This window comes from Trichocoleus sp. FACHB-46, assembly GCF_014695385.1.
GTDB lineage: Bacteria > Cyanobacteriota > Cyanobacteriia > FACHB-46 > FACHB-46 > Trichocoleus.
This window is the reverse complement of sequence record NZ_JACJOD010000013.1, coordinates 530,897-555,023: the sequence shown is the minus strand read 5'-3', so window position 1 is coordinate 555,023 and position 24,127 is coordinate 530,897. Positions and strand designations below refer to the sequence as shown.

Here is a 24,127-nt window from a genome sequence, read left to right as displayed (position 1 = left end):
ACCCCTGTATTTTGATTGTCAATTCCAGAATATACCGTCATTATGCTCCTACAAGCTCAACATTCATGCTAAATCCTATTCAGAGAGTGAGGATTTGCCACTCTCTCATTCTAGAGCGCGATCTGGTTTTAGTCCATCGACTGCCCTTGCTTTTGCCAAACGCTGCTCTAAGGTTTGGTACAAATCGGGTGGTACTGAAGCTTTCAGCGATCGCCCTAATCGATTTTTCTTCTGGGCGGCTTGCAAGCAACTAACCTCAGGACACAGGTAAGCAGAGCGCCCCATGCCCTGATCTAATTGTACCGTTTGCGAGGAATGCACCCGCACAATGCGCCAGAAATCCTGTTTGGAAGCCAGCTTCCGACAACTAGCGCACCGACGGTAGTTAGGCTTCATCGTGTCATTCACCAGTCATTGCTATTGATGGTTATTGATGCCCTCATCCTTGGCTGGCGTAGTTACCTAGTTAGGAACTACTGGATGACAAAGCTATTCAGTAACAGGCTGGGCTTCATCTGTCTCAGAAGTTGCTAAGTCCTCATCCTCATCGGCTTCCACTTCGACAGGAGAGTTTGCATAATCTTCTTCCAAGTACTCTTCGTCGTACTCTTCGTCGTAGTCTTCCTCATACTCAACTGGCCTAGATCTCTGACGTGCTTCTGCTAAAGCCTCAATCTTGCGGTTCTCAGCTTCGTAGTCGTACTTGGCAATATCTTTGATGTCAATTTTCCAACCTGTCAGACGTGCTGCTAAACGCACGTTTTGCCCTTCCTTACCGATGGCAAGACTGAGCTGGTCTTCGGCTACCAGAACGTGGGCTTGGCGCTCTTCGGGATCAACTAAGCGCACTTCATCCACACGGGCTGGGCTAAGAGCATTGGCAATGTAAGTTGATGGGTCAGGAGACCAGCGAATTACATCAATTTTTTCGCCACGTAGCTCGTTCACCACGACTTGAATCCGAGAACCTCTAGCCCCAATGCAAGCGCCTACTGGGTCTACATCACGCTCTAAGGTGTCGACAGCAATTTTGGTACGCGGGCCAACATAGCGAGAAGGTGGATTAGCTTCTCTGGCTACGGCAACAATACGTACGACTTCATCTTCAATCTCTGGGACTTCGTTAGCAAACAGATACACCACTAAGCCTGCGTCAGCTCTAGATACGAGCAGCTGCGGCCCCCGATGTGAGCCTTCAGAAACTCGCTTCAGGTAAACCTTGAATGTGGCGTTAGCCCGATAGTTATCGTTGGGCAATTGCTCTCGCTTGGGTAATTCAGCTTCTACCTCTGGCTGACCAAACCCACTGCTGACCGCCATGATCACAGATTGACGCTCGAACCGTAGCACTCTGGCTTGTAGTACTGTGCTCTCTAATTCTTGAAACTCTTCTTGGACTAACTTGCGCTGTTGATCCCGGAGTTTTTGGGCCAGTACTTGCTTGGTTTGAATGGCAGCCATCCGACCAAACTCTCCTTGGTCAGGGGTGACATCTAAAATCACGGTGTCACCCAGTTGAGCTTCGGCAGCCACTTCTTGCACTTCTTCTAAGGCAATTTGGTGGTCGGCATTATTCACTGCTTCGACAATCGTCTTGGTAGATAAAATGCGAAATCCTTCTTCTTCGGGATCAAGCTCTACCTCAAAATTGTCAAAGTATTCTTCATCAAAATTGACGTGATCGAGGCGCTGAGTCCGTCGATAGCGCTCATAGCCTTTGAGGAGCGCTTCACGCAATGCTGCTTGCACAGCATGCTTCGGCAGATTACGCTCCTGGCTAATACTATCAATCATGACTTTGAGTCCAGGCAGAGGAACCATTGACATATCAGTAACACCTCCATAGTTTTGAAAGATTAAATGAAGCAGTGAGTCGTCAGGAATTAACGCTGGCTAGATAGGGATGGCCTCATTTGGCAATTTGCTCAAGTTAGAAACCGCTTACTACGCTGATTAGCTCGTGTTGGTTTGTCGATAAACCCATCACTAGTAGCCAGGGCTAACGTTGCTCATCGAGTTGCACTCTAGTCACCAAAGCTTGAGGAATAGCGATCGCTCGCCCTTTTTGGTTGATGTAAACAGCCGTGTCATCGCGCCGCACCAGTAGTCCTTGCCACTCTTTTTTTCCTTCGTAAGGCTCTGAAGTGCTGACAACCACAGCAAACCCTTTAAATGAAATGAACTCGCGATCGCTGGTAAGCGACCGAGAAATACCAGGACTGGAAATTTCCAGTACATAGGTATCGGGAATAATATCAGCTAGATCTAAAGCCGCTTCTAGGGCACGGCTCATCCGTTCACAGTCCTCCAGTCCAGTGTCTTCCTGGAGGTTGCGGATGTCTACGCGCAAAATCGGAGGGCTTTGATTTGTGTGAAACACAGCCCCAACCACATCTAATCCCAAAGTTGCGGCAACGGGCGTTGCAATGTCAATAATTTGTGGGATCAAAGGGTGAGCCATTGTCTTATCTCCTTCGTCAAGCTCCAGCGACTATTTCGGCTTGCTGTACATCCATACTTTATAAAGTGGGACTATCAGGGGTGATGTGTAAGCGGAGCTACACAATGATCTACTTTGACAAATTCTCAAGTTCGTAGAGATTTATCACAGACCCTATCAATAAAAAAAGTGGGTGACGACCCACTCCCCATGAAATAGTTACTTTCATGAAATCACCGCTTAGATTTGGGTAGCCCCAAACCCACATGATTATAGTTTAGCGCACCCATTTTGGAATAGGCAGATGGGCCTAGATCAACCCTGGAAAGTCTGCATTGAGGCAGATTGATGAACCTATTTTTCTAGGAAATTGCGCTTTGAAGCATGATTTCTTAGCCTTTACTTTTTAACAATTTGATGGAGCTGATGAGTTTGCTCTAGGACACCCTCCATGTCTTCTTCCGAGAGGCGCTGAATGTAGTTCACCTTCACTTCTTCCAGGAGGTCGGAGAGCAGCCCTTGAATTTTATGTAGAGTTTGCTGGTTTTGCACTTCTGAGCCTAGGGCTTCAGCGAAATGTTGTACAAGCTGGCTAGAGAGTTGCGCTCCAACTGGGTCTTCTAAAGCAGCGACTAAAGCATGGTAAGCGGTTTGAGTCACATTGGTAACCACTTGATCGGCAAGTTGGGTTGGCAAATCCCGCACCCCCGGCACTTGTTGCAAGCCTTGGTAGAGAGGCAACTGTCGGAGTCCGCTCTCCACGCTGTGGCGCAGAATAGCTTCGAGGTCAGGTTGAATCTTCGGCAGCACCTCATACACCACCAGCTTGACTAGCAGAGTGGCGATCGCTTCTACTTCATTGGTGTTGTTGATGTCGATGTAACCACGGGCGCTGGGTGAGCGAAATAACCAGCGTGTCACCTCACCCCGCTGAACTGAGCCCTGGATTTGGTTAATCACACGGATCACTACCACTTCCGTTAATTCTTCGGCGAAGTTGGCTACGAACCCACGATTGATCTGAGCGATCACAAAGTCTAAGTCAACCAGTTTGGCTTGATGCAGGCGAATAGTCACAGGAATAATCCGCAGCAACCGCCAGGAGGGCAACCAGAACCAAAAAGGTAACCATAAAAACACGTCATACCAGCGCCACAACATAGCATCGAGCCAACTGATACCTTTATGGCGGCGGCTGATATAAAAAGTCCGAGCTAAGAATTCCACGCCGAAAACGATCGCGAAAGGCAGATCAATGCGCCAAAAATAACTGACGAAATCTCCCGTTTCCCCCAGGGGCCGAAAATAATTGGTTGCAATTAAGGGACGAATTTCTTGATTAAAGAAGTCAATTTCACCGCGCCATCCTGCCTGCAGTAAATGGTCTTGACTCCAAAAAAGATTAAAGGATTGGCGAGAAGAAACGCGACGGCGCTGATCGTAGATGTGTTCTCGCATCCGATTTTTGATTTTCTCCAGAGTGCCACTCTTGTCAGCGACTCGGAAGGGATCGGTATCGACCATTTCAGTACTGAGATTACGCAACTGCTCTAGGTAAGGCTCGACCTCCGGAGAACTGATCCCCGTTTTCTCCACTTGCGCTTCTAAATCAGCGACAGCCTGCAAGTAATTTTGGGTGTCCCGATGCGGTTCAATCCCTTTTATAGGGTCATATAGCTTAGTTAGGTTTCCGGCAGGAGGAATTAGGCGAGGCAAGCGCAACAGGTAAAAATCCCGCAGCGGTACGTAACTCACGTCAAATAGCACTAGCAGCAGATTAGCAGACGCCAAAATTGCCATCACTCGTTCAAACCAGAGGTTGCGACGAGCAGCTAAGCGCCGCCTGGCTATTTTCTGTGGTGATGACATGGCAGCAGAATTTTGGATTGACTTCTCCCTGAGTATGAAAGCCAGTCCAGAATTTCGCAATCGATATTAAAGTCCTGTTACGGAGCGCTTTGGTCAGTTGGAGAGTCCGTCCAGATCGGTAGTTGATTTACCACCTGTAGCGTTAAATCCACATATTTGGGTTGCCCTGCCTTTTGGGTTGGTCCTGGGGGAGCGATCGCCTCTCCAAAGTAACCCTTGGGACCATCATGGTCGTGAGGCCCGGTGTTATGGACACTGTAGCGGCCTTGCCATTGGGCTTGGTGAAATGGAGAACCGACTGTCCAAGGCCAACGTGAGGGAAATACAACTTGGCCGATGTCTTCAACCCAGTCTCGCTTGCCTTGCAGGTGATACACTCGCTCCGCCGCCTCGAAGCCATCGGTTCCCGAAAATACGCCACCTACGGAAACCACCAAAACTTTTGTGTCTAGCCACTGGTCCAGATACTCAGCCGCTCCTAGAGAAACCTGGGTGCCACCACTCGTACTCATCAAAATTATTTTCAAGGGTCGCTGAGTTGCTGGCGTGATGGGATGAGCCGCATTCATGCGATCGATGATTGCAGTGGCAATGCCTTGGTTGTACAACGGGCCATAGCGATCGTCTGCGGAAATGGCAAAGCGCCACAAATTGCGAATTTGGATCAACATATTAGCGGCTCTTAGCCAACCGTCAGCATTGTCAGCAAAGCGCCAGACAGGAGCTAAGAGCCTTCGGCCACCCAAACTTTCGTTGGCGGCAGAGTAAGGAAATACGTCTCGTACCGTGACGCAATCAGGATGAGCTTGATCTAGCTGATTGAGAAAATATTCTTCCCCAAGCGTAAGCTGGTTGGCGGAAAAGTCTCCGACCCCAGTCAAAAAGACGATGTAGCAGTTGATGGGCTTACCAGGAGCACCTTGAGCGCGATCGCTAGGAAGTAAGCGCTTGGCCGAGCTTTTTCTAAAACCTAAAGTCTCTGCACCTTCATTCAGCCACCAAATCAGAGTTCCCACAGGTGAAACTGTGCCCCAGACCAGCAGGATAATACCTGCCAAGGCCAATAGCTTGAGGCTACCACCCCGCAGCCACAGAAGTAGACGTCCTACGAAGTTGAACATGAGTTGATTTTGTACCGTATCCTACTCAAGGCTGTCATCCATCACCAGTAGTAGCATCACCAGTAATAGGAGACATTGTGAGTGAACACATAAGAGACCGAGAAACCAAGGCGACTTTAGTTCAAACTCTTTGGAACGCGATCGCTTTGAATGCTGAGTTCTATGAAAACGCCTTAAACACATCCCGAAATCGTAGTATCGCTCGCGCGATCGTGATTTTGGCGGCTTTGTCGCACATGTTGGGCAGCGCCGTTATTTTGATCACAAATCGCGCCTCACTGCCGATTCTAGGCTTAGCTCTCTTAATTGATGGTCTCGCAGTAGTCGCAGGTTACTATTTCTGGACGGCTACGATCTGGCAGCTTGGCCAGTGGTTGCGCTCTAGCCAACCGACTTACCGCGAATTGTTGATTCCGATCGGCTTTGCCTATGCGCCGCAAGCATTTAATTTTTTGACGCTGATTCCTTTGCTAGGCTCACCCATAGAATTTGCCCTTGCCCTCTGGAGCTTGCTGACTGTGATTCTGGCTGTTCGTCAAGGCTTAGATATCAGCTTGCGCTGGGCAGGATTAATTTGCTTAGTTGGTTGGCCGCTGGTTCAAATAGCCCTGCGTTCTGTCCAGACCTTCGAGCAATTTCTCGTCCAGGTAACTCAGTAAATGGCATGGCGCAACCAAGCGATCGCGGCACGCTGTCTTTATTACTTTTTTGGATTAAGGGTTTTAGCATTAGAAGCTAAGCAATAAATCTAGGAGAACACAGCTCACGTCCACGTTTTAGAAATTTGTCTCTACTTCCACTCCTGCTAAGCCTCAAAAACGATGTCTAACCAAGCCTCTGAACAGCTTAAGCAAAATGCCCCACGCATCATGCAGATATGGGAGAAGCGGGCGCGTGATGAAGTCAATGCCTCCATGCATCAAAACTCTTTGGTCTTGCGAAATTCGCTACCCCTTTACTTAGACCAACTGACTGATGAACTCTCAACCACAATCGACAGAACTCCTGACCGCATTGCATCCGACGAAGTAGAGAGCACTCGGATCGGCAAGCTGCATGGGCACGAACGGGCGGGGTACGCAGACTACTCCATGAGCCAGCTAATTCTTGAGTATCACATCCTCCGTCAAGTTATCTTTCAAGTTTTAGAAGCAGAAGCACCTCTAGGTGTACGGGAACGAGACATCATTATTGGCTCTATTGAGCAAGCTGTTAATGACGCTGCGACTCAATTTTCCCAGACGCTACGAGATGTTCAAGAGCTGTTTATGGTGACGCTAACTCACGACCTCAAAAATCCCATCAATGTCATCAAGATGGGAACCCAGTTGATTCTGCGCCGCCTGGAACGGGGGGACGCCCACATTGATGTGGCAGCGAGAATGATCACTGCGATCGATCGCCTCGACGCAATGATTCAAAATCTCCTCGATGCCAGTCGTTTACGGGCAGGGCAGAGTTTGAACTTTGCCTTCGAAGAATGCAATTTAGAGATTCTAGTCCAGGACGTAGTGGAGGATTTGAACTTCACTTATGACAATCGGTTTGTTATAGTCTCGGATTCTGGTGTCAGGACTAAATGTAGCCCTAAAGAAATCCGGCGAGTGATTGAAAACTTAGCAATTAATGCGGTGAAATATGGAGCCCCTAGCACACCGATTACACTCACGCTCCAACAAAGTGAAACGCTGATCACCCTTACCTTGCACAATGAAGGCAATCCGATTGCCCCAGAGGCTCAATCCATCCTATTTCAACAATTTCGCCGAACCGTCTCTGCAGAGGATAAAACAGGATGGGGATTAGGATTATTTCTGGCCAAGAGTATTGTTGAAGCCCATAAAGGGACGATTGAGGTCCAAAGTAGTGAAGGCCAAGGAACAAGCTTTATCGTCAAGTTACCGAAAATTTAGTTTTTCTTTGGTGAGCTAGCTTTTTTTGAGGTGCTCTCTGGAATTTAGACTGCAAAAGGTGGCTGGGGATAAATGCGTTAGCATCTCTACTAATGTCAGCCGGAGCCCAGTCGAATTACAGCAACACTCATGGAGCAACCTACTTTATCCACCGAGGTGATTCTCACCCACCCACAACAAACCATTGGCAATGTCCAGCTTGACTGGTCTCCTCAGCCTGGTTCTTACTTGGATTTAGACGGCAAAACTTATGCGGTTTTAGAGCGTCATCATCGCTATCAGCTCAGAGCTGGCCGTTACCAACTGCATAAGATCGCCCTTTATGTCCAATCTGCGCCACGCCCTCTAGAGAGAAGTTTAGTGGCAGGGCGCTGGGTTCTGGGCGATGTCAGTTGTCGCTTTAATGCTCAGTCTGAACTCATTCGTTGTGCGGTCAATCCTGAAGGCCCTTGTGAAGCTTGTCAGTTTTACGAGCAGTCGGTTTAGTCTCAAAACTCTTGGCCGTTGCCTAAGACTTCCCCCACTTCTAAGCGAGCACCATTGGCAAAGTCCCAGCCTGATTGCGATCGCTTTCCCGCTAATTTCACGTCTCGCAGCAACAATAAACCATCCCCCGTTTGCACAATCGGCCCCAAGCCTTTAGCAATTTGCACGACTGACCCCGGAGAAAGTTGCTGAGCACTTAACTGAGCACTTAGCTCTGGCCAGTTTGCTGCCAAGGTACGGAATTCAGTGGGCAGCAGATCCCAGTAGGCAGGTCCTAAGGGCAGGGTTGATTCAATCTTGAGGGCAGTATCTCGGAAGTTTGCCACACAGTTGGGAAAGAAACCACGAATTTGATTATGCAGGGCGATCGCCGAGCGCGACCAATCTAGCCAGTAATCTTGCTTCTGAATCAGGGGAGCGTAAGTTGCAGCCTCGGCATCCTGTGGGGTGGGTTCAACTTCTTGGCGCTCTAGCTTCAGCAAGGTTTCCACTAACAAATCCGCGCTCAACTTTGCTAACTGAGTAGCTAGCGTTTGGGCTGTATCCAGTAACCCAATTGGAGTCGTAGCCTTGAGTAGCATTGGCCCCGTATCCATGCCCGCATCCATCAGCATGGTAGTAATGCCTGTCTCAGCTTCACCGTGATAGAGGCACCACTGAATCGGAGCTGCCCCACGGTATCGAGGCAAAATAGACCCATGCCCATTTACACATCCCAGTCGGGGCATATCCAAAATCTGCTGAGAGAGAATTTGCCCATAAGCTACCACTACAAAGGCATCGGCTTGTAAAGCTGCTAGTTGCTCTAATGTTTCAGGATCTTTTTTAATCCGCTGGGGTTGCCAAACGGGTAGCTGGTGCGCCAAAGCCACTGTTTTAACGGGTGAAGCAGTCAGCTGATTACCCCGCCCGCGACGTTTATCGGGTTGGCTAATCACTGCTACCACTTCAAACTCAGGATGATTGAGCAGCTGCTCCAAACTGGGAACCGCAAATTGGGGCGTACCGAAGAAAACAACTCTCATGCTTTGTGGCAAATTTGATTCAGAATCCACACTTTATCGGGGATCAATCACGATTTCAATCCGCCGATTCCGCTGACGATTAGGAGCACTATTGTTTTCTGCCAAGGGATAGGCTGCACCATAACCAACTACCACCCAGTGATAGTCGTTGCCTAGGGTACTGGCAAGATATTGCTGGACCATTTGTGCCTGCTGAAACGAGGCATCTGGAACGACCTCTGTTTTACCTACATTATCCGTGTGAGCTGCTACTTGGACTGAGGCTCCTGGGTAATTGCGTAAGTCTCCAACTATGCTATCCAGCAGATTGCGCGTCTGCGGATTTAATCCCGCTTGGCCTTGTCTAAACAGTAAATCGCTGGGTAGCGTGACTGTTAAGCGATCGCCTGGATACGTACCAGTGCTATTAATTGCGTTTGCGACGGGAGCGATCGCGGGAGCGGCAACCGTGGTAGGAGCAGGACTCGGCAATTCTTGGCCAGATGCTGCTGCTAGCTGTTGAGTCAAGATAGCCAGACGGTTTTCTAAAGGTTCCGAACCCAGGTTTGTTCCTAGCTGAGTTTCCAAGTTGGTGAGGCGATCGCTTAACGTTTGCACACTCGCTTCTAGCTGAGCCACCTCTGTCTGGACTTGCTCTTGTTGGGTGGGAGTAAGCGAAGGTAAGGGACTCACTTCCACCGTGGGGCTAGGAGCAACAGGCGCAGCATTAGACTGAGGCGAAGCACTCGGTTGGGTCCAAACTTCGGGCAACTGTTTGACCTGAGTCACCCAGTCGCTGGAGCGGCGCAACACCTTTTCAAAAAAAGGCAGTTCTGGATTGGCAAGCGGATAGAAGGTAGCGACCACTACCCCAGCCAGCCAAGCAAATCCCCCTCCCACCAGCAAGAGCAGGAGTCTAAAAATAAATACCAAGAGCGGCCAATTTTGCCTTGGTGGCATTGTCGTGGGAGAGTTTGCTTTGGAAACGGGAGTCACGCTAACTAATCAATCTAAAAACAATTCACTTGTGATGCTATCTCAACTCCGGGAACCAATTGAGCAAATTAGAATTTCTTCCGGAATTTTCGAGGTTGGGCTAAGAAACGTTACGGTGCATGAAAACTTTGATGAACTGTAAAACCTCCTCCACCTCCGGTTGTTATACATAGTTAAAAGGATTGGCCCCAGCTCATAGGCGTTGCTCCAGACAAGCGAAAATGCCAGCTTGATTGGTTTAATGCTTCAACTCATTTTACATCCAGCTTAGTTGGGCATTCGCTCTTGGCTATTGATGCGCTACTGATGCTGGTATTGCGTTTCCTGAGACTGTTCCTCCCATGCGCTCATCTTCAGTTCAACTTGATCCCCTCAATAGCCCCCACCCCATTCCTTGGAATTGGGTTCTAGCCAACCTGACGGTAACCGAAGATAGTGAAGCTGCTCATAGGCAGTATTACCGGAGCCAGTCTCTCATTTCTCCTGACGGACAGTACGCGGCCTACAGCCGAATTCAAATGCAGGTTCACCCAGACTTCACTCAAAGTTGGGTTAGCAGCGTTTTGTTTCTGGAGAACTTGAGAACTGGAGATTTAAGAACAATCACTGCTTCTTCTCCGCTCTCCATGTCTGGCCAGCCAACAGAGGTTGATCCAGCGGAGGCAGTGGCAGGCACGATCGCGATTCTGGTTCCTATTGCTTGGTCTGCAACAGGCGATCGCATCTTAGCAAGAGAGTTTGAGTCTATTTTTGGGTCAGATATTGCTTCGGACTACGCCGTCATTTGGGATCGCCAATTGAACCGTACCAGCACAGTGGCACCGACTCGGATTCAATATACCAATGCGGTCCTGCTCGGATGGAGTCAAGCTCACCCGGAGCAAACCTTATTCCAAGCGGGCAACCTTGGTGAGTCTCCTTGGCCTTTGTGGACCGTGGATCTCGCAGGTCAGACCACTGCCGCCCCCCGCGATCGCCCCCAAGTGTTTGGTCGCTCGGTCAACAGCATTTGGACAGGCCCCCAATCACATCTGTAGGCCAAATGAGCGTTAGGGTAATCTCGCAGTTACTGGTAGCCGCGCCAAGGACTGACTTGCAGCACCCCATTGGGCTTAAATACCACCTTAAAAGGGGCTAAGGAGGCTTGGTTGGCAGAGTTATTCTGAGCAGAATTATTCTGGGCAGAGTTGTTCTGAGCAGAGTCATTCTGAGCAGGGGCAGCATCAGGCTTGAGCAAGGTGGGCAAAGGTGTATCTTCTACATAGTCAGAACCAGGCTGATTGACTGGCTCATAATTGGCGATCGAACCATCCGGTGCGACATTCACCCGGTAAACCAACTCCCGCTCAAAGGTAGGCTTCTCTTTCCAATTCCTGTCGATTTGGTCGTAGAGCTTACCAGTCAAATCTTCAATCGCCGATGAGTCAGTAATTTCTGAATTAGGGCTGGGTGGAGCGCTATAACCACCCCAAGGGCTGACTTGCAACACGCCATTGGGCCGGAAGACCACTCGGAACTGACCAACTGGCTCTTGCGCAAGGCTGCCACCATTGGCAGGAATGTACAGAAGGTCAAGCAAAGGAGTTTGCTGAGCCGCTCCAGTAGGTGTATTTTCAGCTTCTCTGTAGCCCAGGATCGCCCCATCTTGGGCTACACTGACTCGATACACTAGTTCCTGCTCGAACTCTGGCTCTTGCTTCCAAGATTGGTCGATTTGGTCGTATACCTTTTTGCTCAAACTATCGAGTTGAGTCGGGTCGGTGATCTCTGGTGCAGCAGCCAGAGCGGCTTGCACGTCCTCTAGGTTGGGCTGAGTTGTACTAGCAGGACTAGGTGTTGTAGAAGCTGCTGGCGAAGGGGTAGGAGAAGTAGTAGGACTGGTTTGTAGGGCTGCGGCTGCCTGAGGGGAAGGGCTAGCAGCACCTGTAGGTGAGGGTTCTTGCGACTGACTAGTATTTGACTGAGGAGTTGGATCTTTAGGCTTCTGAACTTCAGGAATGGGAATGAAGAAAAGAGCCACAGCAGTAAGAGCCAAGCTGGATACCCCTATGGCAGCGGGCACTACTCGTTCTGCTGTAATCTGACGAGCCGCAGTATAGCGCTTCGAGACAGGGGCTAACTGTAGGGTCAGGTCAGGCAAGGTTTGGGCGTCGGCAAAAAATTGATCTATCGCATCCACCAGATCGAATAGCTGCACCGTGTTTAAATCGACCTGGGTGGGACGCGTTGTCTCTTTAGGTCCGTCTTCTGGAGGCTGCACAACTAAGCGATGTTGCTTCCGATCCACCCCCTGTATTTGAACAGCTGAGGAGGAGACAGGTAGGTGGATGCCGCTCAGAAACTCTTGGGCATAGCGGCTCACGGCAGCTACTAAAGCGACAAAAAAGTCACGTCCACCGGAGATGGGTTGCTCTCGTCCAGAAATCCGACACTCGGCGTTAATCAAAATCGACATCAAAGGCCGCATTTCAGCCGGATTCATGGAGGCAGTCGGATCGCTTAATCCTTCTAAAACCAGCGTGCAGTTAGGCAAGCTGTATTGACGTTGAATCGTCATTCTACCTCTCCATCAAACAAACTAATCCAAAACCGTTGCATACCAAAGGTGCCAGTGCAGAAGAGTAATTTGCCTAGCAAACTCAGCGCCAATTCGTTCAGTTTCTCATCGGAGCTGTAGGCTAGAACCCCAGCGCGTCGGGGGTTCATTCTGGCCCGGAAGTGCGCCCGGAAGCGCTCTAGGTAGTCATACAAACGGAAGTGATGCTCTACTGAAAGTTGCTTTTCTGTGAGTTGCTGGTAGGCGAGCAATAACTGGCGAATCACCACGGTCAGGCGGCGAGCTAAGTGACAGGCGATCGCGACGAGGGCCTTAGCTTCTACTAAAGTCAAGGGCTGGCGCTGGCTATAACGACGAAGTGGGTTGGTGCTGCGTATGCGCCACAAAGCGACCCGATTCTTAATAATCCCCTGGAGTTCCAACTCCTTCGCCACTGACAAAATCGCTTCAGAGCCCCCTAAGTCCAGCGCTTCAATTGCCAAAAGCATTAGGTCAATTTCTAAGCGAGCTCGACGGGGACAAACGCCAGCGCTTAAGTCTGGATCGGGTAGATTCTCCAAGAATAAAGGAGCTGACGGGGCGGATAGACTCGTTGACGGCATTACGCTCACAGACACATTCATTCCAGCTTGCTAGACCTTAGGGGGTGAAATATCAGCAGCAACCTACCGATAGTTTAGAATTTTGCACTCAGAGCATCGGGGATGTGCCAATTTCTATCATTCCCCAACTCTACTTAGATTATTCGAACCCAGCTAATAACAACTCCAAATGTTTAGAATCAGCCAAAACTTTACAAACTTCCATTGTACGATTTCTGAGGCAACTAAATGATTGACGCTCTAAAAAGCTTATTCAAGCGATCGCAGCCAATTTCAGGTTCAATTAGACAATAGTTGCCAACTGCACCCTCAATTCTTACTCGCAATTTTATGGATCTGAAATCCCTCATTCGTGAGATTCCCGATTTTCCTAAGCCAGGAATTCTGTTCCGAGATATTACAACCTTACTGCGCGATCCAGAAGGGCTGCGTTACACCATTGACACCCTAGCGGATAAGTGTGCCGATTTGGGTGCGGACTATGTAGTTGGCATGGAATCACGAGGATTTATCTTTGGGGCTCCTCTGGCTTACAAATTGGGAGCTGGTTTCATCCCCGTCCGCAAGCCTGGGAAGTTGCCTGGTCCAGTTCACGCGATTGAGTATGAGCTGGAGTACGGCATGGATCGCTTGGAAGTGCATCAAGATGCCTTTCAGTCGGGCTGTCGGATTTTGATTGTAGATGACTTAATTGCTACAGGTGGCACCGCTCAGGCAACGGCCAAGTTAGTGCAACAATCAGGCTGTCACCTCGTAGGCTTTGGATTTATCATCGAGCTACGGGACCTCAAAGGCCGTGAACGGTTGCCCGAAGTTCCGATTGTGACCTTGGTTGATTATTAATACTAGGTTGAATGACTCTTTCTGAGCGTGGTGGGCTAGACTCTTTTGGGCAACGGGTAATCTCCTCAGTTACCAGCGAAACGGCTGTCTATGTCGTTAAGCGACTATTACAGGCACTGCTGACTTTACTGCTGGCATCGGCCTTGAGTTTCGCGATTATTCAACTGGCACCTGGAGATTACCTCGATACTTTGCGGCAGAATCCTAAGATTTCGCCGGAGAGAATCCAAGAGTTGCAGCAACAGTTTGGTTTGGATAAGCCAATGCTGGAGCAATACGGACGCTGGCTTTGGCAGATCCTCAAGCCTCATGTGGTTAAGGTGGGGCCAATTCCCCTGATTTTGCCCCAAGGGAATTTTGGCACTAGCTTTGTCTATCAGCGATCGGTGGCTGCTTTGTTATGGGAGCGAGTCGGCAATACGCTGTTGTTGGCGATTTCCTCATTGGTGATCACTTGGGCGATCGCGATTCCTCTAGGGATTGTCAGCGCTGTGAATCAAAATCGGACAGCGGATCGAGTGCTACAAGTCATTAGTTATGTGGGTCAAGGGTTTCCCAGTTTCATCACGGCGCTGCTGTTGCTGATTTTGGCCCAAAATACCTCGCCGCTCTTCCCCGTGGGAGATATGACCAGCATCAACCATGATGATCTTTCCCCCATTGGCAAAATCTTAGATGTGGGTTGGCACATGATTTTGCCCACTTTAGCCCTGAGCGTTACTAGCTTTGCAGGCTTGCAGCGCATCATGCGAGGGGAACTGCTGGATGTTTTGCGGCAAGACTACATCCAGACGGCACGGGCTAAAGGTTTACCAGAAAACCGAGTCATTTATGTCCATGCTCTACGCAACGCGATCAACCCTTTAATTACGTTGCTAGGGTTTGAATTTGCGGGTCTGTTGAGTGGTGCCTTTATTGCAGAATTTTTCTTTAACTGGCCTGGGTTAGGTCGATTAATTTTGCAAGCTGTGATTGCTCAGGATCTTTATGTAGTGATGGCTAGCTTGATGATGGGGGCTGTGATGTTAATCATCGGCAATCTATTAGCCGATCTGTTGCTCAAAGCAGTAGACCCCCGAATTCGCTTGGAAAATTTGAAGTAGCCAACGCCAGCAACTTAAGCAACTTAGTAAATAGTTACTCCTAATCTTCTCCCTGAGGTGAGTATGCTTTCTCAGGTTTATTACATTATTCGCTCTAGACTCGATGGCAATTATCTAACTGCGAATTTTAGTCAAAGTTCTAGCGGCACTAAATCTAGTTACTTATTAATGTTTCGTGAGGACTTCGAAGCCTTAAGTTATTTAAACACTCATGCCTCGGATCTAAGCGATCGCTTTGCCGTGGAATCCGTTCCTGGCACGCAAATCACTGGTTTAATGAAGCGTTGGGGGTTTGCAGGGGTTGGTATTGTCCAGGATCCACTCTTACCTCAGGTAGAGTTTCTATCTTCAGTCTCGTAACAGTTGGGTTTTTAAACGATTGTGGCTCCTCGCTTCGAATTTATTTCTCCAGAATCTATCCGGGTATAGATGCAGCAGAGTCACAGATTCCAGCAAATTAAGTGCAGGTCATTCAGGAAGTTAATCACAAAATTCCTGCTTAACAACACATAATAACTGTTACTCGGAGAAGCTCTATATGCAATCTATTCGCATCAACTTATCTGCTCTTCTACGTCCTGTGCGCTTTTTAGTAATTGCTTTTACTTGTGCATTACTGTTGGTAACGCAAGCCGCTCCTGCTTTTGCTGCTTCTTCTATGTATTCGGGCAGCAGCAGCCCTACCAAAGGTGAAGCCCAGCTCAAAGGTATTGAAGAAAAAGCTTACCAAGCTATTGAAGCGCCAGACCCCTATGGACTAGAAAAACAGGAAGCTGAAACCCAAGGCAAAGGCTTAAATGCTGCTCAGGGTGACGCTGATGTTGACAAGATGTATCGCCCTTCCAATTCTCAGGATGCGGCTCCTTCAGTTGAACAAACCATCAAGAAGAACCTTGAAAAGCTTCAAGGTAAATAGCCTGAGTCGCTAGGGAGTCCTAAAGCTCACCTATTGTCACTACTGACATTCTTTCAGCCAATCTCACCTCTGTTTTAGAGGTTTCAAACTCTAGGGTAGGTTCCTGTAACCTGCCCTTTTTTTATGAAAATAATTAAGGGATGGGCGATGAATTAGTTGATAAGTTTTTTCTTTTAAGAAGTGAGTTAAAGTCTGTGCCAAGCGTAACTAATTTAATTGCTCAACATAGTTAAGCACTCAAAAGGTTAATTTTGGGTTAAATCTAGATTGTCTTTAATGGATTTGAGACAAGCCTAGTGTCATGCAAAATAGGGATATTCAGTTGTGTGCTTGATTGATTAGTTAGTTACCACCCTGTTGATATACTCACCAATGGCTATGATGACTGAATCTCATTTGGACTTCTTAGAGCCTACCTTGTCTTTGGAGTCCACTCTGCAAGAATTACAGCTACACAACTTTCAAGTTGACTCTAATTGTCTTGGCTCAGAGGTTTCCCAAGTATTTGAACAGAACCCTTTGCTACCTGGTGTCATTTTAGTTGACTGTGGAGAGCTGATTGGTGGTATTTCACGTCGTAGGTTTCTAGAGCAAATGAGCCGTCCTTATGGGGTGGAACTATTTTCTAAACGGCCTCTAAAGGTACTCTATAACTTCACTAAAAGTGAAACTTTAATCTTACTAGGTGGTACTTCAATTGTGGCTGCGACTCGGCAATCGTTAGCGCGATCGCTAGAGCTGATTTATGAGCCGATTATTGTACAGATAGAGCCTTCAGTTTACCGTTTATTAGATGTACATCAACTATTAGTAGCCCAAGCTAAAATTCATGAGTTGACCACTCAGCTACTCCATGAGCGAACTCAAGCTCAAATGATCCAGACAGAGAAAATGGCGAGTCTAGGTCGAATGGTGGCAGGTGTGGCTCATGAGATTCTAAATCCTGTAAATTTTATTTGGGGAAATTTAGGATATTTATCTAGATACAGTCAGGACTTGATTAGACTGGTGTCAACTTATGACCAGGAAATAGCTCAAGTTTCTCTTGATAGCACCCTAGTCCAGCAAGAAAAAGCAGAAATTGAATTTGATTTTTTGCTTCAAGATTTGCCGCAGGTAATTGACAGCATGCGAATGGGCGCAGAACGCCTTAAAAGAATTGTGGGGGGCCTGCGTAGCTTCTCACACATGGATGAAGCAAAGCTTCGAGCGACAGATATGCATGAATGTATTGATAACACCTTGCTGATTTTGGGTAATCGCCTGAAGTACGGCGTCGAGGTAGTGAAGCATTATGGAGATTTACCTCTAATTAATTGCTATCCCGGTCAGATCAGCCAAGTGTTTATGAATTTGATTAGCAACGCCATTGATGCATTAGCTGAGAAAACAGACAATACCACTAATGAGCAGAAGCTAAACGGAATTTTGGCAAAACAGCCAGTTACAACAACAAATTCTTGGCAGCCGCAAATTAAAATTTCAACCACAGTTTTGAGGGTTGAGTCATCAGCATCTTTCAAGTCTGATGAGTGGGTTGTGATTGAGATTGCTGATAATGGTTGCGGCATACCCAGTGAGATTCAAGCAAGAATTTTTGAAAATTTCTTTACGACCAAGCCAGTGGGCCAAGGTACCGGGCTTGGGTTAGCTATTAGTCATCAGATTGTGACTGAAAAGCACCAAGGGCAGCTGAGCTTGCGATCGCAACCTGGAGTCGGGACTGAATTTGAAATTCGGCTGCCCATTGTCTCTATACCCTAATGTCAAAGACTTAGCGGGTTAGCGATCGAAGTTGGCAAGATTTGAGAGATATAGCCTATTCTTCCAGAAATTCAACTATCAGAAATTACGGAGTAAGTTGAGCTGAAGGCATTAGAACTGAGTTAGTCCTGATAGTTTTGCGGACGATTTACCGCTTCTCAACCTCTATACTGCGATCGCCGTCCTAAATGATTTATTAGGTTGGTGGGTTGTGAGGGCCGCACCCCATTTGGGATTGCTATAGCACCTATATTGAAAGGCAGAAGCCGATATTGCCGAGGCCAAGGTATTGTAAAGGCTAACCTGACTACGGCTGCTGTGCCTAAGGTGTAGCTAGACTTGATGACTAAAGCTGGTGCTGGTTCTGGTTCTGTTTCAAGGGATGTAGTTTAGGGTGTCTGGGAGAGTTGAGTGCTTGTGCTAAATCAATCCAGTTCTCACTTTATTCCACCCGCTCTCTCAGAAGGAAATGGGCTGGCCCTCAGTTTAGAGTCTCCACTACAGGACCTACGGCTCTATAGCTTTCAAGTTGAACTCAGCCATTTAGGGTCAGAAATTGCTCAGGTTTTTGAAAAAAACCCCTTGCTGCCAGGGGTAATTTTGCTAGAGCAAGGTGAGTTTGTCGGGATGATTTCTCGGCAGCAATTTTTGGAATATTTGCTACGTCCTCAAGGACTAGAATTGTTTCTCAACCAACCTTTGAGCGTGCTGTACAGTTATGCCCGAACCAAGCTGCTAGTTTTGCCTGCCAGCACCCCCATTGTGACAGCAGCTCAGCAAGCTCTACGGCGATCGCGCGAGTTGCTAGGGGAGCCGATTGTAGTTTACACAGAACCCCAAACCTATCAACTGCTCAACATGCACGAGTTAAACATTGCTTACTGGCAAATTCGTGGCATTGAGACGCAGGTGAGGTACGAGAGAGCGCAAGCCCAAATGATTCAGACTGAGAAAATGGCCAGTTTGGGGCGCTTAGTAGATGGGATTGCACACGAAATCTTAGATCCAGTCAGTTTTATTTGGGGCAATTTAACCCATGTTTCCAGCTATAGCCAGAACTTGCTGGAGTTAATTGCTGCCTATCAAGCTTGTCTGACAGAACCCCCAGAAGAGATTCTCAATTTACAAGAAGACTTGGAATTGGAGTATGTCATCAAGGATCTCCCCCATACTATTGCTAGTATTCGCTCCGGAGCAGAACGGTTATCCAAACTAGCAACCAGCCTGCAAAACTTTTGTCATATTGATGAGGTTTATCCGAAGCCAGCCGATTTGCATGAGTGCCTCGACAACATTTTGCTACTCCTGAAAAGCCGCTTGACTGGGGAAATTCAGATTGTTAGAAACTATGGTCAGCTCCCACCAGTTTCATGTTTTTCGGGGCAGCTCAGCCAAGTTTTTATGAATATTTTGACGAACGCGGTCGATGCCTTAATTAATCAAGCGGTTCGACAAGAGCTAGCCATTGAGTATTGCAGTCCAGGTATTCTGGCTCCGCCCCAAAAGCCTCAGATTGAAATTACCACTCAAGTTTGTCCCGCTAAGCTACTCAGTGTCGCTTCCGGAACTCGTTGGGTTTCCGTAAAAATCGCCGATAATGGCCCCGGTTTGGCTCCAGAACAACATCAACGCATTTTGGAATCGTTTTCCGTAGAGAAACGGGCTGCGAAGGAAACTAGTTTGTCCATGAGTTATCAAATTGTGACAGCTAGACATGGAGGCAAATTTGAACTGCGATCGCAACTAGGGGTTGGGACGGAGTTTACGATTCTCCTACCGTTGGTGTAATCGTCTGACCTATTCGATTAGTCCCACTGGCGGAGTCAGTTCCACTCTCCGGGCCGCTAAGTCTACCACAGGGACAATCTCCTTGACGAATGGAACTAAAACCGTGGGTTGCTTAGGATTTGAAGGAGCGACCAGTTTGACTTCTAGCAAATCGTTTCCAGCAGGAATCACATCTGTGACTGTACCTAGCAGCGCTTGCGTCGCTTGATCAAACACGTCTAAGCCGATCAAGTCGATGACGTGGAATTCTCCTTCTTCTAATTGGGGGCGATCGCTTTCTGGCACTAATAACTTGCAGCCTTTTAGCGCCTCAGCTTGGTCGCGATCGCTAATGCCTGCCAACTGCAAGATATACATGTTTTTGCCATGCAAATAGCGGCCCTTGATCAACTCAATCGGTTGGGGTTCAGTCGCATCGGTGGGCAATAGCCAACGGGTTCCCGGCTGCTCAAAGCGTTCTGGAAAGTCGGAGTCTGGGTAAACCCGCACTTCGCCTTTCAAGCCTTGAGCGGCGACAATTTTACCAATTTGTAGCCAACCTTCAGGAACTGTGGCCAAACTTGGCGGGGTGGTATTGGTCTGGGAAGGATTAGTTTTACGGCTCTCAGACATGGGGTTCTCGCGGATCATGGAAGAAACTCATTCACTTGCGGCTGCCAATTGATAAACTTCTGCAACCACTTTGGCTAAACGTTGCATGCCTATGGCAATTTCTTCGTTGCTAGCGGTGAGGCTAATGCGAATGCACTGCTGCTTGTGGGGCCAATCTTCACGCAAGCCTGGAAAAAACGAGCTGCCGGGGACCACAATAACACCCACCTGTTTGAGTCGCTGGTAAAACTCCCAATCTGTGAGGGGCAAGTCTTGGAGCCACAGCCAGGCGAAAATAGCACCTTCTCCGCGATGGAGCAGCCAAGGAATTTCCTGGGGCATTGCTTGATCGAGGCTCGTCTCCACGACGGTAAATTTTTCTTGGTAGTAAGGGCGAATCACTTGAGTTGAGATTTCTGCTAAGGCTCCTGAAGCGATCGCACGGGCAGCAATCGCTTGGCCGTAACGAGAAGAGTGAATGCAAAGATTGGTTTGGAATGACTCCAACACTCGGATCACTTGCTCATCTCCGATCGCAATCCCTACCCGTTCTCCCGGTAGCCCTGCTTTAGATAAGCTCATGCAGTGAACGATATTGTCACCAAACGCCGGAGTCATGTCCGTAAAGTTCAAGGCTGGGAAGGGTGACGCATAAGCGGAGTCAATCAAAACCGGAACATTGTGAGGAGTAGCGAGGGCGGCAATTTTTTGCACCTCTTCGTCGGTGAGGACGTTACCCGTTGGGTTGCAAGGCCGCGAAAATAAAACAAACCCTGTAGTTTCGTTAATTTCCAGTTGACTGAAGTCGGGGCGATACTTGAAGCGGTGAGCGCTAGCGTCAATATCTAGTGCTGGCTTATAAGCAACTAAAGCTTCGGGAATTAAGGTAACGCCGCCATAGCCTGTGTAATCAGGGCTAAGAGGCAGGACAATTTGCTTCAGGTTGCCGCTAGTGGTATAGCCGCCAAAAGCATTTGCAGCATAGAAGTACAGGGCTTGGCTACCTGGTGTAATCAGGATGTTGCGATCGCTCAATTTGAGCCCATAGCGCTGATTAAAATCTTGGGCAATCGCCTCAATCAGTGGTTGGTAACCTTGGCTTGACCCATAACGACAAACCACTTCTCCATATTCATTGCTGGCTAGGAGTTCTGCGGTGCAATCTCGCCACAGTTGTTCCACTTCGGGCAAAATCACCGGATTTCCAGCACTTAAATTGATGAACTCTTGACCATCTCCGGCTCGCAGCGTTTCAATAATGTCTTTCATAATGGCTCGCACCCCAGTTAACTGGGACATTTGAGCGCCGAATTGAGTCAAGACAGGGTTCATAGAAGAACTTAGGGCCAGTGCTACTTGAGGACGCTGATCAATGCTAACCGTTAGAGGGGCGTGATAGAAGCTTGTTAAACGCTGAGGTAGCTTTCAAAACTTAACTTGGCAAAAAATTTCTTTAGCTCTACTTACAACTTTGGTAACGAAGCTTTAGAGAGTATGAAATAATCGCCCCTCCCTCTCTAAGTCCTGTCAAGCTAGAACCCAGTCCCGTTACGTTGCGTTGCTTGTAGAGAGCTGATTCGAAAAGATTTGTATTTGTCCAGCCGTCGATCGAACCCCGCTAAGCACGTTGGACCCCCTGATTCAGGCTTCATCTGGAGTGATGCCATTGGATAAGCCTGAGCCGAGATTTTAGTGAAGCACGAGAGCCTTAAATCCTATGACGAATACTGCCGCTATGACACCTGCTGCTAAGCTGAGTGCGAAGCTACCCCTTCCGCTGAAACGACTAGCAGACTTAGCTTACAACTACTGGTGGAGCTGGGCCAATGGCCATGTTTCTCTATTTCAAAACATTAACCCGGACGAATGGCAGCGCTCTGGGCATAATCCTGTGGCTCTTTTGGAGTCCGCCTCTTACGAACGTTTAACTCAGCTAGCAGAAGATCCCCTGTATCTCAAGCGCTTGCAAGGGTTAGCGACCCAATTCGATCGCTACATGCAAGAAACAGATACTTGGGCGAGCCGAGTGGCCCCACAACTGTCTCAAGAGCATCCTGTCGCCTATTTCTGTGCTGAGTTTGGCATCCACGAATCGCTCCCCGTTTACTCCGGTGGTTTGGGAATTTTGGCTGGGGATCACCTCAAGTCGGCTTCCGATCTAGGCGTGCCAATGATTGGGATCGGTTTACTCTACCGCCAAGGATATTTTCACCAACGTCTCAACCGTAATGGTTGGCAAGAGGATTACTACACAGACAATCCTTTTGAGCAGATGCCCTTGGAACTAATGACCAATGCTGAGGGAGAACCGATTACGGTTCAGCTACAAATTCGCCAGCGCATGGTCAAAATTCAAATTTGGCGAGTGCAAGTAGGGCGGGTGAAGCTCTACCTGCTGGATACAGACCGGGAAGATAATGATCCGATCGATCGCTGGTTGACAGGACACTTGTATGGCGGCAACCAGGAAACCCGGATCGCCCAAGAGGTTGTCTTAGGGATTGGTGGCGTTAAAGCAGTACAAGCTTTAGGGATTGAGCCTACGGTCTACCACCTAAATGAAGGTCATGCGGCGTTTTGCCTTCTAGAGTTGTCGCGCTTGGAAGTGCAACGGACGAGCAAGTCTTTCTACGACATTGAAGCCTCAGTGCGCGATCGCTGTGTATTCACGACTCACACCCCTGTACCCGCAGGCCACGACGTTTTCTCGGCTGATCTGATGGATTCCTACTTTGCCAGTTTCTGGCCAGAGTTAGGGCTGTCCCGAGAGCAGTTTCTCTCCTTGGGTGCCCGTCGCCTCGGTGATCCTTGGGAACCGTTTGGCATGACAGTTTTAGCTTTACGCTTGTGCCGTGGTGCCAATGGGGTCAGTGAGCTGCATGGTCAAGTGTCCCGCAAGATGTGGAGTATTCTGTACCCCGATCGCCCAGAAGACAAAGTACCGATTAGCCACATTACCAACGGTGTGCATGCCCGCACCTGGACAGCTCCCTTGCTAAGCGATTTATACGCGCAATATCTCGGCGAGAACTGGTCTGCGCGGGTGGTTGATCCCCAGATGTGGGCAGGAGTAGACCAAATTCCGAATGAGGAACTGTGGTCGCGCCACCAAATCTTGAAGGAGCGGTTGGTTGCTCATACCCGGTTTAAGGTTAAGGCATCGCGGCAAGGACGAGGTGAAGAGCCAGATCAAATTCATGCGGCGGATCACCTGCTCGATCCCAACATTCTGACGATTGGCTTTGCTCGTCGTTTCAGCCCCTATAAGCGTGGGGCGTTACTGCTGCGAAATGCGGAGCTAGCACTGCAAATTTTCGGTAACTCTGATCGCCCTGTGCAGATCATCTTTGCAGGTAAGGCTCACCCTGCCGATGAGGAAGGCAAGCGGATTATTCAGCGCTTAATGGAGTGGTGTCGTCATCATGCCATTCGCGATCGCGTGGCGTTCATTGAAGACTACGACATCTATACTGCTCAAAAGCTGATTCAAGGTGTAGATGTGTGGCTGAACAATCCTCGTCGTCCTTTAGAAGCTTCTGGAACTAGTGGCCAAAAGGTGTGCTTTAATGGCGGCCTCAACTGTAGTGTCTTAGATGGTTGGTGGTGCGAAGGCTACCAAGTTGGACCCGACGGCAAAGGTCTAAATGGTTGGGCGATCGGCGAAGATGCCAACACCAGCGACCAAGAACTGCAAGACCGCATTGATTCTGAATCGTTGTATCGGCTCCTAACTGAGGAAATTGTTCCCCTCTACTACGACCAAGATGCCAATGGCATTCCCCACGGTTGGATTCAAAAAATGAAGGCTTCGATCAAAACCAACTCCGTTGCTTTCAACACCGATCGCATGGTGGCCGACTACGTGAGGCAAATGTATGCTCCTGGTGCAGTCGTCAACGCTGAACCGATTCTGGCGAGTGCTCTGGCGTAAGTGTTTTGGCTGTTAAGTCCAGATAAAAGCACAAACAGTTAACTTAGTTTAGCGATCGAAAGCTGTCGTAGATGATGTTTCTGCGGCAGCTTTTTGTATTGAGTGCAATGTTGCCAGGTGATTTGCCGAGCTTGTGCCATTGATCCAGCTCTAGCTGATAGCCTGAGAATGAATTGGCTGAAGCTGGCCCAATCAACCGCGAC

Annotated in this window: 22 protein-coding genes; 11 read left to right on the top strand and 11 right to left on the bottom strand. The window is 48.6% G+C overall.

Annotation, left to right across the window (positions count from 1 at the left end; genetic code table 11):
• Window positions 1-105 precede the first annotated feature (105 nt).
• The 5 genes from H6F72_RS10215 to H6F72_RS10195 all read right to left on the bottom strand — a co-directional run bounded on the left by H6F72_RS10215 (window position 106) and on the right by H6F72_RS10195 (window position 5,430).
• Window positions 106-396, bottom strand: coding sequence for a YlxR family protein (locus H6F72_RS10215; protein WP_190434246.1), 291 nt, complete (start codon window positions 394-396; stop codon window positions 106-108).
• Window positions 397-489: 93 nt separating this feature from the next.
• Window positions 490-1,827, bottom strand: a complete 1,338-nt coding sequence (gene nusA / locus H6F72_RS10210) for a transcription termination factor NusA (RefSeq protein WP_190434244.1) — start codon at window positions 1,825-1,827, stop codon at window positions 490-492.
• A 172-nt stretch (window positions 1,828-1,999) separates the two neighbouring features.
• The gene (gene rimP, locus H6F72_RS10205; RefSeq protein WP_190434242.1) at window positions 2,000-2,461 is read right to left on the bottom strand and encodes a ribosome maturation factor RimP; all 462 of its coding nucleotides are present in this window, start codon (window positions 2,459-2,461) and stop codon (window positions 2,000-2,002) included.
• Between the two features lie 378 nt (window positions 2,462-2,839).
• On the bottom strand, window positions 2,840-4,309 hold the full coding sequence (locus H6F72_RS10200) for a hypothetical protein (RefSeq protein WP_199298984.1): 1,470 nt from the start codon (window positions 4,307-4,309) through the stop codon (window positions 2,840-2,842).
• 77 nt (window positions 4,310-4,386) lie between these two features.
• On the bottom strand, window positions 4,387-5,430 hold the full coding sequence (locus H6F72_RS10195; RefSeq protein ID WP_190434239.1) for a hypothetical protein: 1,044 nt from the start codon (window positions 5,428-5,430) through the stop codon (window positions 4,387-4,389).
• Between the two features lie 77 nt (window positions 5,431-5,507).
• Between H6F72_RS10195 and H6F72_RS10190 the strand changes: the two genes are divergently transcribed.
• The 3 genes from H6F72_RS10190 (at window position 5,508) to H6F72_RS10180 (ending at window position 7,829) form a co-directional block, all read left to right on the top strand.
• A complete protein-coding gene (locus H6F72_RS10190) occupies window positions 5,508-6,089 on the top strand; it encodes a hypothetical protein (protein WP_370527472.1) in 582 nt (193 codons plus the stop codon).
• A 162-nt stretch (window positions 6,090-6,251) separates the two neighbouring features.
• The gene (locus H6F72_RS29695) at window positions 6,252-7,343 is read left to right on the top strand and encodes a sensor histidine kinase KdpD (protein ID WP_199298983.1); all 1,092 of its coding nucleotides are present in this window, start codon (window positions 6,252-6,254) and stop codon (window positions 7,341-7,343) included.
• A 129-nt stretch (window positions 7,344-7,472) separates the two neighbouring features.
• Window positions 7,473-7,829, top strand: coding sequence for a DUF6464 family protein (locus tag H6F72_RS10180; RefSeq protein WP_190434237.1), 357 nt, complete (start codon window positions 7,473-7,475; stop codon window positions 7,827-7,829).
• Between the two features lie 2 nt (window positions 7,830-7,831).
• Here H6F72_RS10180 and fmt read toward each other — a convergent pair whose 3' ends face one another.
• On the bottom strand, window positions 7,832-8,854 hold the full coding sequence (gene fmt, locus H6F72_RS10175) for a methionyl-tRNA formyltransferase (protein WP_190434235.1): 1,023 nt from the start codon (window positions 8,852-8,854) through the stop codon (window positions 7,832-7,834).
• A gap of 33 nt (window positions 8,855-8,887) precedes the next feature.
• Window positions 8,888-9,829, bottom strand: a complete 942-nt coding sequence (locus H6F72_RS10170) for an OmpA family protein (RefSeq protein ID WP_206755424.1) — start codon at window positions 9,827-9,829, stop codon at window positions 8,888-8,890.
• Between the two features lie 341 nt (window positions 9,830-10,170).
• Between H6F72_RS10170 and H6F72_RS10165 the strand changes: the two genes are divergently transcribed.
• Window positions 10,171-10,866, top strand: a complete 696-nt coding sequence (locus tag H6F72_RS10165) for a hypothetical protein (RefSeq protein ID WP_190434231.1) — start codon at window positions 10,171-10,173, stop codon at window positions 10,864-10,866.
• Window positions 10,867-10,895: 29 nt separating this feature from the next.
• Here the strand turns inward: H6F72_RS10165 and H6F72_RS10160 are convergent, their stop codons facing one another.
• Window positions 10,896-12,386 carry a DUF4335 domain-containing protein gene (locus H6F72_RS10160; protein WP_190434229.1) on the bottom strand — a complete coding sequence of 497 codons (1,491 nt, stop codon included), beginning with the start codon at window positions 12,384-12,386 and terminating at the stop codon, window positions 10,896-10,898.
• The gene (locus tag H6F72_RS10155; RefSeq protein ID WP_206755423.1) at window positions 12,383-12,988 is read right to left on the bottom strand and encodes a DUF3038 domain-containing protein; all 606 of its coding nucleotides are present in this window, start codon (window positions 12,986-12,988) and stop codon (window positions 12,383-12,385) included. The genes H6F72_RS10160 and H6F72_RS10155 overlap by 4 nt, the downstream gene beginning before the upstream one ends.
• 330 nt (window positions 12,989-13,318) lie before the next feature.
• Here H6F72_RS10155 and H6F72_RS10150 point away from each other — a divergent pair, with 330 nt between their 5' ends.
• The 6 genes from H6F72_RS10150 (at window position 13,319) to H6F72_RS31080 (ending at window position 19,402) form a co-directional block, all read left to right on the top strand.
• On the top strand, window positions 13,319-13,831 hold the full coding sequence (locus tag H6F72_RS10150) for an adenine phosphoribosyltransferase (protein WP_190434225.1): 513 nt from the start codon (window positions 13,319-13,321) through the stop codon (window positions 13,829-13,831).
• 11 nt (window positions 13,832-13,842) lie between these two features.
• Complete coding sequence (locus H6F72_RS10145; protein WP_190434223.1) at window positions 13,843-14,934, top strand: ABC transporter permease; 1,092 nt, start codon at window positions 13,843-13,845, stop codon at window positions 14,932-14,934.
• 63 nt (window positions 14,935-14,997) lie between these two features.
• Window positions 14,998-15,294 carry a hypothetical protein gene (locus H6F72_RS10140; protein WP_190434221.1) on the top strand — a complete coding sequence of 99 codons (297 nt, stop codon included), beginning with the start codon at window positions 14,998-15,000 and terminating at the stop codon, window positions 15,292-15,294.
• Between the two features lie 178 nt (window positions 15,295-15,472).
• The gene (locus tag H6F72_RS10135) at window positions 15,473-15,850 is read left to right on the top strand and encodes a low temperature-induced protein (RefSeq protein ID WP_190434219.1); all 378 of its coding nucleotides are present in this window, start codon (window positions 15,473-15,475) and stop codon (window positions 15,848-15,850) included.
• Window positions 15,851-16,228: 378 nt separating this feature from the next.
• A complete protein-coding gene (locus tag H6F72_RS10130) occupies window positions 16,229-17,614 on the top strand; it encodes an ATP-binding protein (protein ID WP_199298982.1) in 1,386 nt (461 codons plus the stop codon).
• Between the two features lie 417 nt (window positions 17,615-18,031).
• Window positions 18,032-19,402, top strand: coding sequence for an ATP-binding protein (locus H6F72_RS31080; RefSeq protein ID WP_190434214.1), 1,371 nt, complete (start codon window positions 18,032-18,034; stop codon window positions 19,400-19,402).
• A gap of 9 nt (window positions 19,403-19,411) precedes the next feature.
• Here H6F72_RS31080 and rimM read toward each other — a convergent pair whose 3' ends face one another.
• Together rimM and H6F72_RS10115 are read right to left on the bottom strand one after the other, a co-directional pair.
• On the bottom strand, window positions 19,412-20,032 hold the full coding sequence (rimM, locus tag H6F72_RS10120) for a ribosome maturation factor RimM (RefSeq protein ID WP_190434213.1): 621 nt from the start codon (window positions 20,030-20,032) through the stop codon (window positions 19,412-19,414).
• A 9-nt stretch (window positions 20,033-20,041) separates the two neighbouring features.
• Window positions 20,042-21,313 carry a valine--pyruvate transaminase gene (locus H6F72_RS10115; RefSeq protein ID WP_370527471.1) on the bottom strand — a complete coding sequence of 424 codons (1,272 nt, stop codon included), beginning with the start codon at window positions 21,311-21,313 and terminating at the stop codon, window positions 20,042-20,044.
• 397 nt (window positions 21,314-21,710) lie between these two features.
• Here H6F72_RS10115 and glgP point away from each other — a divergent pair, with 397 nt between their 5' ends.
• Window positions 21,711-23,924 (top strand): alpha-glucan family phosphorylase, encoded by a 2,214-nt coding sequence (gene glgP / locus H6F72_RS10110; RefSeq protein WP_190434209.1) that lies wholly within the window; start codon window positions 21,711-21,713, stop codon window positions 23,922-23,924.
• Window positions 23,925-24,127 lie beyond the last annotated feature (203 nt).

Coding starts and splice junctions, on each gene's coding strand:
- H6F72_RS10215 (WP_190434246.1), bottom strand. CDS start 396: ATGAAGCCTAACTACCGTCGGTGCGCTAGTTGTCGGAAGCTGGCTTCC.
- nusA (WP_190434244.1), bottom strand. CDS start 1,827: ATGTCAATGGTTCCTCTGCCTGGACTCAAAGTCATGATTGATAGTATT.
- rimP (WP_190434242.1), bottom strand. CDS start 2,461: ATGGCTCACCCTTTGATCCCACAAATTATTGACATTGCAACGCCCGTT.
- H6F72_RS10200 (WP_199298984.1), bottom strand. CDS start 4,309: ATGTCATCACCACAGAAAATAGCCAGGCGGCGCTTAGCTGCTCGTCGC.
- H6F72_RS10195 (WP_190434239.1), bottom strand. CDS start 5,430: ATGTTCAACTTCGTAGGACGTCTACTTCTGTGGCTGCGGGGTGGTAGC.
- H6F72_RS29695 (WP_199298983.1), top strand. CDS start 6,252: ATGTCTAACCAAGCCTCTGAACAGCTTAAGCAAAATGCCCCACGCATC.
- H6F72_RS10180 (WP_190434237.1), top strand. CDS start 7,473: ATGGAGCAACCTACTTTATCCACCGAGGTGATTCTCACCCACCCACAA.
- fmt (WP_190434235.1), bottom strand. CDS start 8,854: ATGAGAGTTGTTTTCTTCGGTACGCCCCAATTTGCGGTTCCCAGTTTG.
- H6F72_RS10165 (WP_190434231.1), top strand. CDS start 10,171: ATGCGCTCATCTTCAGTTCAACTTGATCCCCTCAATAGCCCCCACCCC.
- H6F72_RS10160 (WP_190434229.1), bottom strand. CDS start 12,386: ATGACGATTCAACGTCAATACAGCTTGCCTAACTGCACGCTGGTTTTA.
- H6F72_RS10155 (WP_206755423.1), bottom strand. CDS start 12,988: ATGCCGTCAACGAGTCTATCCGCCCCGTCAGCTCCTTTATTCTTGGAG.
- H6F72_RS10150 (WP_190434225.1), top strand. CDS start 13,319: ATGGATCTGAAATCCCTCATTCGTGAGATTCCCGATTTTCCTAAGCCA.
- H6F72_RS10145 (WP_190434223.1), top strand. CDS start 13,843: ATGACTCTTTCTGAGCGTGGTGGGCTAGACTCTTTTGGGCAACGGGTA.
- H6F72_RS10140 (WP_190434221.1), top strand. CDS start 14,998: ATGCTTTCTCAGGTTTATTACATTATTCGCTCTAGACTCGATGGCAAT.
- H6F72_RS10135 (WP_190434219.1), top strand. CDS start 15,473: ATGCAATCTATTCGCATCAACTTATCTGCTCTTCTACGTCCTGTGCGC.
- H6F72_RS10130 (WP_199298982.1), top strand. CDS start 16,229: ATGATGACTGAATCTCATTTGGACTTCTTAGAGCCTACCTTGTCTTTG.
- rimM (WP_190434213.1), bottom strand. CDS start 20,032: ATGATCCGCGAGAACCCCATGTCTGAGAGCCGTAAAACTAATCCTTCC.
- glgP (WP_190434209.1), top strand. CDS start 21,711: ATGACGAATACTGCCGCTATGACACCTGCTGCTAAGCTGAGTGCGAAG.